The organism is Fructobacillus ficulneus (assembly GCF_001047075.2).
GTDB lineage: Bacteria > Bacillota > Bacilli > Lactobacillales > Lactobacillaceae > Fructobacillus > Fructobacillus ficulneus.
In genome coordinates this window covers 315,669-316,255 of the sequence record NZ_DF968005.1, presented here as the reverse complement: position 1 = coordinate 316,255, position 587 = coordinate 315,669, and the positions used below count along the sequence as shown (strand labels likewise).

At 48.9% G+C, this 587-nt stretch carries 1 protein-coding gene; it reads right to left on the bottom strand.

Translation table 11 applies throughout. The annotated features are described in order from the left end of the window. Positions 1-587 (bottom strand): DUF1542 domain-containing protein (locus AOQ29_RS06140; protein ID WP_114675004.1); only part of this gene is annotated, 587 nt, incomplete at both ends.

Sequence of the window (587 nt, the reverse complement as noted above, 5' to 3'; positions counted from 1 at the left end):
GATATGCCTCATCGGCAGCTACATGAGTTTGCTTGATGGCCCGCTTGATTTGCTCTGACAAATCAAGACCTGGTTGGTGAACCTGATTAATCGCGTCTTGACCAGCTGCCAAGGCTGCATCCGCAGCCCGAGGGTCCGCGGAACTGGCAATGGCTTGCTTAGTCTTTTCGATTTGGTCCTTAACAGCAGCAATCTGCTTTTGCTTTTCAACCTGTGACAAAGTGTTGTCTTGGTTGATGGTATCAATTGCAGCTTGGCCACTGTTATCAACTTGCTTGTTCAAGGCTGGCAACTGGTCGGCCAACGTTCCTTGAGACTGGTGAGCCTTTTGGATATTGGTTGTTTCAGTTGACAATTCTTGACCAACTGCCATAACCGTCGTCGCACCATTTACTGCATCAACTGCTTGGTCGTAAGCACTTTGTGCTGCTTGACTTTGAGCTGTCTCTTGGGCAGGTGACAACGTCCGGTCGCCTTCAATTGCCGTCTTCGTAGCTGCTAAGGTCTGCTGTAATTGGTTCACAGCGTCTTCCTTATCAGCCTGCAAAGTGATAGCTGGAACCGTCGTGTTAACGAAGTTATTCAGA